Origin of the sequence: Polaromonas sp., from assembly GCF_029945925.1 — a bacterium.
Lineage (GTDB): Bacteria > Pseudomonadota > Gammaproteobacteria > Burkholderiales > Burkholderiaceae_C > Polaromonas.
In genome coordinates this window covers 50,913-58,356 of the sequence record NZ_JAQSDN010000019.1, presented here as the reverse complement: position 1 = coordinate 58,356, position 7,444 = coordinate 50,913, and the positions used below count along the sequence as shown (strand labels likewise).

At 61.6% G+C, this 7,444-nt stretch carries 6 protein-coding genes; 2 read left to right on the top strand and 4 right to left on the bottom strand.

The genetic code is table 11. The features are described 5' to 3' along the window. Positions 1 to 755: 755 nt before the first annotated feature. The 4 genes from PSV40_RS05180 to PSV40_RS05165 form a co-directional block, all read right to left on the bottom strand. Positions 756 to 3,383 (bottom strand): bifunctional aconitate hydratase 2/2-methylisocitrate dehydratase, encoded by a 2,628-nt coding sequence (locus PSV40_RS05180; protein ID WP_300535062.1) that lies wholly within the window; start codon positions 3,381 to 3,383, stop codon positions 756 to 758. 72 nt (positions 3,384 to 3,455) lie between these two features. Further along, the gene (locus PSV40_RS05175; protein WP_300535059.1) at positions 3,456 to 4,097 is read right to left on the bottom strand and encodes a hypothetical protein; all 642 of its coding nucleotides are present in this window, start codon (positions 4,095 to 4,097) and stop codon (positions 3,456 to 3,458) included. 40 nt (positions 4,098 to 4,137) lie between these two features. Further along, positions 4,138 to 5,145: an aldolase/citrate lyase family protein gene (locus tag PSV40_RS05170; protein WP_366914955.1), complete on the bottom strand. Its 1,008-nt coding sequence runs from the start codon at positions 5,143 to 5,145 to the stop codon at positions 4,138 to 4,140. Between the two features lie 94 nt (positions 5,146 to 5,239). Further along, complete coding sequence (locus PSV40_RS05165) at positions 5,240 to 6,226, bottom strand: malate dehydrogenase (protein WP_300535056.1); 987 nt, start codon at positions 6,224 to 6,226, stop codon at positions 5,240 to 5,242. A gap of 214 nt (positions 6,227 to 6,440) precedes the next feature. On the opposite strand from PSV40_RS05165, the gene PSV40_RS05160 reads away from it, so the two are divergent. Together PSV40_RS05160 and PSV40_RS05155 are read left to right on the top strand one after the other, a co-directional pair. Then, entirely contained in the window at positions 6,441 to 7,211 is a 771-nt protein-coding gene (locus PSV40_RS05160) for a GntR family transcriptional regulator (RefSeq protein WP_300535070.1), read from the top strand. Between the two features lie 8 nt (positions 7,212 to 7,219). Then, a complete protein-coding gene (locus tag PSV40_RS05155) occupies positions 7,220 to 7,399 on the top strand; it encodes a DUF2256 domain-containing protein (RefSeq protein WP_300535053.1) in 180 nt (59 codons plus the stop codon). Positions 7,400 to 7,444 lie beyond the last annotated feature (45 nt).

The window sequence follows — 7,444 nt, the reverse complement described above, 5'->3', positions numbered from 1 at the left end:
CCAAACCTCGGGCAGGCAATCTCGCCTCACACACAGAAATTCAGACACCCCCCAAAGCTTGGGCGATACTATGTTTCGAAACTTACGTGTTGATGTACTAGTGCAGTCACTGGAGTACTAACACGTTACCAAGGTGCAATTGGCATTGGTGTTGATGTCCAAGCATTCGGTTTTACTGACGCAGGCAGAGGACAGATGTCTTATCAACACTCGACGTGCGCTTATTGAGGGGGTATGTGTCTCGCTTCTCACCTGACTCCCTCGGTTTACCCTCCCCTTCATTGCTGGAAGTATCTTTCGGTAGTTCCTAGTGGATTCAGCGGTACGCCCCTGCTTGTTGGGCGAGAAGTGGTCGGCGTTCTTTATCGCAATGTTGATAGCAAGCTGGAGGCCTACTCGATCAATGAAACAACTGAAGATGGGTCCCATTTCAAAGAAATTGCTTATCGAATCTATGAATATGGAATCGCTCATTGCTTATCAGAGTTGGCTCCATTCCTTGAGGAATGCTGTGCTAGCGAGTAGGAATGATTCCAGCTATTGAGCATCCCAATCCCGCGCGCGGGCTAGGCGTTCCCGAAGAAACACCGTTCGCCCTGAGCTTGTCGAAGGGCTGTTTCGGTTTGCACAGAGGCTTCGACAGGCTCAGCTCGAACGGTTTTCATAATGTGGGGGGTTTTGTTTCTTGTGAGCAAGAGGTAATGAAAAAGCGGCCCAAAGGCCGCTTTTTCATTAACGTCGAACTGACATAAAAATCAGGCCGGCACGCTGTCTTTCACCGTATCAGCCATGTCGGTGTAGTCCTTGACCTGGTCGAAGTTGAGGTACTGGTAGACCTCGGCGCTGGCAGCGGTGAGCACACCCATGTCGGCCATGTACTCGGCCTTGGTCGGAATGCGGCCCAGCTTGGAGCAGATCGCCGCCAGCTCGGCAGAGCCCAGGTACACGTTGGAGTTCTTGCCCAGGCGGTTCGGGAAGTTGCGCGTCGAGGTCGAGAACACCGTGGCGCCCTCTTTGACCTGCGCCTGGTTGCCCATGCACAGGCTGCAGCCCGGCATTTCCATGCGCGCACCGGCCGAACCCAGCACACCGTAGTGGCCTTCTTCGGTCAGCTGCTTGGCATCCATCTTGGTGGGCGGCGCCATCCAGAGCTTGACCGGGATATCGCGCTTGTTCTCGAGCAGCTTGGAGGCCGCGCGGAAATGGCCGATGTTGGTCATGCAGCTGCCGATGAACACTTCATCGATCTTGCTGCCGGCCACTTCGCTCAGGGTCTTCACGTCGTCCGGGTCGTTCGGACAGGCCACGATGGGTTCGTGGATGTCGGCCAGGTCGATTTCGATCACGGCGGTGTATTCCGCATCGGCATCGGCCTTGAGCAGCTGCGGGTCGGCCAGCCAGGCTTCCATGGCGGCGATGCGGCGCTTGATGGTGCGCACGTCCGAGTAACCCGAGGCAATCATCCACTTGAGCATGGTGATGTTGCTGGTGATGTACTCGATGATGGGTTCCTTGTTCAGGTGCACCGTGCAGCCGCCGGCCGAACGTTCGGCCGAGGCATCGCTCAATTCAAACGCCTGCTCGACCTTCAGATCGGGCAAGCCTTCGATTTCGAGGATGCGGCCCGAGAAGATGTTCGTCTTGCCCTGCTTGGCGACGGTCAGCAGGCCGGCCTTGATGGCGTACAGCGGGATTGCATTGACCAGGTCACGCAAGGTGATGCCGGGCTGCATCTCGCCCTTGAAACGCACCAGCACCGACTCGGGCATGTCCAGCGGCATCACACCGGTGGCGGCGCCAAAAGCCACCAGGCCGGAACCTGCCGGGAAGCTGATGCCGATCGGGAAACGCGTGTGGCTGTCGCCGCCGGTGCCGACGGTGTCGGGCAGCAGCATGCGGTTGAGCCAGCTGTGGATGATGCCGTCACCCGGGCGCAGCGGGATGCCGCCGCGGTCGCTCATGAACTCGGGCAGCTCGTGATGCATCTTCACGTCGACCGGCTTGGGATAAGCGGCCGTGTGGCAGAAGGACTGCATCACCAGGTCGGCGGAAAAGCCCAGGCAGGCCAGGTCTTTCAATTCGTCGCGCGTCATCGGGCCGGTGGTGTCCTGGGAACCCACGGACGTCATCTTCGGCTCGCAATAGGTCCCGGGGCGCACGCCCTGGCCTTCGGGCAGACCGACCGCGCGGCCAACCATTTTCTGCGCCAGCGTGAAACCACGCTCGCTGGCGACGGGCGCCTGCGGCAGACGGAACAGGGTCGACACCGGCAGGCCCAGCGCCCAGCGCGCCTTGGCCGTCAGGCCGCGGCCGACGATCAGCGGAATGCGGCCGCCGGCGCGCACTTCGTCAAACAGCACCTCGCTCTTGAGCTTGAACTCGGCAATCACCTTGCCGTCTTTCAGCGCCTTGCCATCGTAGGGGCGCAGCTCGATCACGTCGCCCATGGCCATCTGGCTCACGTCGAGCTCGATCGGCAACGCGCCGGAGTCTTCCATGGTGTTGTAGAAAATCGGGGCGATTTTGGAGCCCAGACAGACGCCGCCAAAACGCTTGTTCGGCACATAGGGAATGTCCTGGCCGGTGAACCACAGCACCGAGTTGGTCGCTGACTTGCGCGAGGATCCGGTTCCCACCACGTCGCCAACATAAGCCACCAGGTTGCCCTTGGCTTTCAGCTCCTCGATGAATTTGACCGGGCCGCGTTTGCCGTCTTCTTCGGGTAAAGATTCGACACTTTGGCCGGGGCGGGCATTTTTGTGCATGGCCAGCGCGTGCAGCGGGATGTCGGGGCGGCTCCAGGCGTCGGGCGCGGGCGACAGGTCGTCGGTGTTGATCTCGCCGGCCACCTTGAACACGGTCAGCATGATGGACTCAGGCACTTCCGGGCGGCTGGTGAACCACTCGGCGTCGGCCCAGCTCTGCAACACGGCCTTGGCGTATTTGTTGCCCTTGTCGGCTTTTTCCTTGACATCGTGGAACTGGTCGAACATCAGCAAGGTGTTTTTCAGGCCGCTGGCGGCCTGGGTGGCGACACTTTCTTCAGCGTCGTCGAGCAAATCGATCATCGGGCTGATGTTGTAGCCGCCCAGCATGGTGCCCAGCAACTGCGTGGCTTTTTCACGCGAGATCAGGGAACATTTCTCGGTGCCATGCGCCACGGCGGCCAGGTAGCTGGCCTTGACTTTGGCCGCGTCATCGACACCGGCCGGCACGCGGTGCGTGATCAGTTCGACCAGGAAGGCCTCTTCGCCCTTGGGTGGGTTTTTCAGCAGCTCGATGACTTCGCCCGTCTGTTTGGCAGACAGGGGCAACGGCGGAATGCCGAGTGTGGCCCGCTCGGCCACGTGGTTGCGGTAGGTTGTTATGAACTCGGGCATCATGGTTTTCTTCTCCTGTACTCAAAAATTTGCAAAGTCAAAGTGGTGCGCGCCTGGCGGGGTACTCGCCTTGTGTTATTCGGCTTTGGCCGGCGCCTGTGCGGGTTGAGCAGAACCCGTGCCAGCCAGTGCGGTAGCCGGCTTGTCTGCGGGCAGGGGATCCAGAATGCTCACCGGAGGGTTTTTCTTCATCTCGTCGGCAAAAGCTGCCTGCAACGGGCTCATGCATTCATCGGCCAGACGCTGGCCCAGCTTCTGGCTCATCAGCATGGACTTGTTGCCCAACTGCAGCCACATCGCGCCGGCACGGCCATCTTCCAGGCGTATGGCGCCGGTGCGGCTTCCCACCGGGTGCATGTAAAACTTCGTGGTTTTTGTCTGGACCAGGAAAAAACCCGGGCGTTTCGTGCTTGGCGTGACGGTAACCGAGGCACCCAGTTCGCAAGGTATGGCACCCACATGCACCCGCTTGGCGAGCTCCAAGTCTTCGGGGGTCAGGGTAACGCTGGGGTCGTCATCGATGGGCGTCATTTCTTCCACCACCTTGGCGGCAGAGCGTTTGATGGGCGCGCGTTTGGCGGCCTGGACAGGCTGGGAGGACCCAGACAGCGCGGACTTCGGTGCAGCTTTGGCAGGTGCAGCCTTCGCAGGTGCGGTCTGGGCCAGCAGCATGGCAGGAGCGGCAAGTGCCATGGCGGTGAGAACAATGAGTTTCATGAGGGTTCCTGGGAAAACGGATGAGGATGAGCAAATCGGTCTAATGAAGCGCAGCGGAAAAATAGACCTGCGCCTCTTGCGCGAGCACACGGCCGGTCTGGTGCGCGCGTTCGAGCACCTGCCAGAAATAGCGGTAACTGGCGCGGTCGTGCAACTGACCTTCAAAACTGATGGGCGCCCAATCGGCACGGGCGGCCGCAGCTATTATTTTTGTAGCATTTTCAATCTCGCCTTCGCTGGGCGCGAAAGCCTCCAGGATGGGGCGGATCTGGCCCGGGTGGATGCTCCACATCCGGGTATAGCCGAACTCAAGGGCGGCTTTTTGCGCAGCCGCCTTCATGGCTGCAGTGTCACTGAATTCGGTGACAACACAGTGCGAGGGGACTTTGCCGTAGGCGTGGCAGGCTGAAGCGATCTCGAGCTTGGCACGCACCACCAGCGGATGCGTGAACTGGCCCTGGCTGCTCATGCCCCCGGCAGGAATGGCGCCACCGTGGCTGGAAACAAAGTCCATCAGGCCAAAGCTGAGCGACTGCACACGCGGATGGGCCGCAATGTCAAAAGCACGGTGCACCGCCGCGGGCGATTCCAGCAGCACATGGACCGGCAGCTCGAGCCGCGAGGCCGCGGCCAGGGCAGCCACCACACGTTCAACGTCAGCGACCGATTCGACCTTGGGCACCATGAGGTGGCAGAGCCTGCCGCCGACCTGGCCGGCAATCGTGGCAATGTCCGCCTCAAACGCCGGATGGTCCACCGCATGAACCCGCACCGCCACACGCGCCGCGTCACCGGCCTGCGCGACCAGCGCGCAAACCAGCGCCGCGTGGTCGGCCTCGCCGCCGACGGGCGCGCCGTCCTCGCAGTCCAGCGTCACGTCGAACACGCAGGTGCCGAACTCCTCGGTCATCTCCGCCTGCAGTTGCAGGCTTTTGCGCATCCGCGCCTCGACGCCGCTGTAATGGTCACAGACCGGCAGGAAAGCTGCCGCGGCCTGTGCCCCCAGAAGAACGTCGCGAGGATGTTGGCGCGCCCCCACGCTTGTCACTTCGTGTGCCTTCGGCGGTACGCTGCCCCTTTCCTCGCTGCCAGGGGCTGTGCTTGCTTGGGGCGGCCCTGCGCGGCGCACGACGCTCATCGAATCAGAGCAGGTGGGCGACGCCAGCCTGTTCACCCTGCAACTCTTCCAGGGTCTTGTTGATGCGTTCCTGGCTGAAAGCGTCGATCTCCAGGCCCTCGACCAGCTTGTATTCGCCGCCTTCGCAGGTGACGGGAAAGCCGAACATGGTGTCCTTGGGAATGCCGTACTGGCCGTCCGACGGAATGCCCATGGTGACCCATTTGCCCTTGGTGCCCAGCGCCCAGTCGCGCATGTGGTCGATGGCGGCGTTGGCAGCCGAAGCCGCCGACGACGAACCGCGCGCCTCGATGATGGCGGCGCCGCGCTTGCCGACGGTGGGCAGGAACACGTTGGCGTTCCACTCCTGGTCGTTGATCATCTTGGCGACGCTTTCGCCATTGATGGTGGCAAACCGGTAGTCAGCGTACATGGTGGGCGAGTGGTTGCCCCAGACGGTGAGTTTTTCGATGTCGGCCACGGCCTTGCCGGTTTTGGCAGCGAGCTGGCTGGCAGCGCGGTTGTGGTCCAGGCGCAGCATGGCGGTGAAGTTCTTGCGTGGCAGGTCAGGCGCGCTTTTCATCGCGATGTAGGCATTGGTGTTGGCCGGGTTGCCGACCACCAGCACCTTGACGTTGCGGCTGGCCACAGCGTTCAGTGCCTTGCCCTGGGCCGTGAAGATGGCGCCATTGACGGCCAGCAGTTCGGCACGCTCCATGCCCGGGCCGCGCGGACGCGAACCGACCAGCAGCGCGTAGTCGGCATCCTTGAAGGCCTTCATCGGATCGTCGTAGGCTTCCATGCCGACCAGCAGCGGGAAGGCGCAATCGTCGAGCTCCATCATCACGCCCTTGAGTGCCTTTTGCGGGCCTTCCACGGGCACTTCCAGCAGCTGCAGAATCACCGGCTGGTCCTTGCCCAGCATTTCACCGGAAGCGATGCGGAACAGCAGTGCGTAACCGATTTGACCAGCGGCCCCTGTAACGGCAACACGGACGGGTTTTTTGCTCATGATGGAGAACTCCAGGAAGGTTGTAAATCGGTTGAAGGGGTAACAATGAAGTGTTTTGCGCAGCCCGAGGTGCCCCGGACGCATGTGAAATACATCACACGGGGCAAAGCATTGCGATCGACTCAGCCAAAGATTTTACGCTGGAAAACCCGGGGGCGTCAATTTGTCTTATGTCTTATATAAGATATCATTGCAGGCATTCACCCCCCAAGCCATGGCCGCCATTCCCACCCCTTCTCCCGACGATTTTGCTGGTGCCACGCCGGCCTTCAGCCCGCTGTACCAGCAGATCAAGGGCCTGATCCTGCAAAGCCTGCAATCGGGCGAGTGGAAGCCGGGCGAAGCCATCCCCTCCGAGATGGACCTGGCCGCCCGCTACCGCGTGAGCCAGGGCACGGTGCGCAAGGCGATTGACGAACTGGCGGCCGACAACCTGGTGGTGCGGCGCCAAGGCAAGGGCACGTTTGTGGCCACGCATGCCGAACAGCATGTGCAGTTCCGTTTCCTCAAACTCGTGCCCGACAGCGGCACACCGGGCAGCGAAGGCCCGGCCCAGCGCGACATCATCGACTGCCGGCGCGTGCGCGCCAGCGCCGACATCGCCCGCGCGCTGGCGCTGCGCTCTGGTGACGCCGTGCTGCAGGCACGCCGCGTGCTGAGTTTTGCCGGGACACCGACGATTCTGGAAGACCTCTGGTTGCCGGCCGCCCCGTTCAAGGGCCTGACCACCGAGCGGCTGGCCGACTACCACGGCCCGATGTACGCGCTGTTCGAGACCGAGTTCAATGTGCGCATGGTTCGCGCGGAAGAAAAAATACGCGCCGAGGCCGCCACCGATGGGCGCGAGCTGCTCCTGAAAGTAGAACAGGGCACGCCGCTGCTGAGCGTGGAGCGCATCGCCTACACCTACAACGACGTGCCGATGGAATTGCGGCGCGGTTACTACCGCACCGACACCCACTACTACCGCAACAGCCTGAGCTGAAAGCAGCCATGGGTTTCAAGGGCAACAAGTCATCGCTGCCGTCCAAGACCTGCCTGGCCTGCGGCCGTGAAATGAGCTGGCGCAAAAGCTGGGCAAAAAACTGGGACGAGGTGAAATACTGCTCCCAGGCCTGCCGCGCGAACAAGCCAGTCACGGGCAAGCCGGCCGCAGTAGCCGACAAAACATAGACCGTATTGCACTGCGGGGCATTGATGCCCCCCGGTTTGGGGACA

Coding starts and splice junctions, on each gene's coding strand:
- PSV40_RS05180 (WP_300535062.1), bottom strand. CDS start 3,383: ATGATGCCCGAGTTCATAACAACCTACCGCAACCACGTGGCCGAGCGG.
- PSV40_RS05175 (WP_300535059.1), bottom strand. CDS start 4,097: ATGAAACTCATTGTTCTCACCGCCATGGCACTTGCCGCTCCTGCCATG.
- PSV40_RS05160 (WP_300535070.1), top strand. CDS start 6,441: ATGGCCGCCATTCCCACCCCTTCTCCCGACGATTTTGCTGGTGCCACG.
- PSV40_RS05165 (WP_300535056.1), bottom strand. CDS start 6,226: ATGAGCAAAAAACCCGTCCGTGTTGCCGTTACAGGGGCCGCTGGTCAA.
- PSV40_RS05155 (WP_300535053.1), top strand. CDS start 7,220: ATGGGTTTCAAGGGCAACAAGTCATCGCTGCCGTCCAAGACCTGCCTG.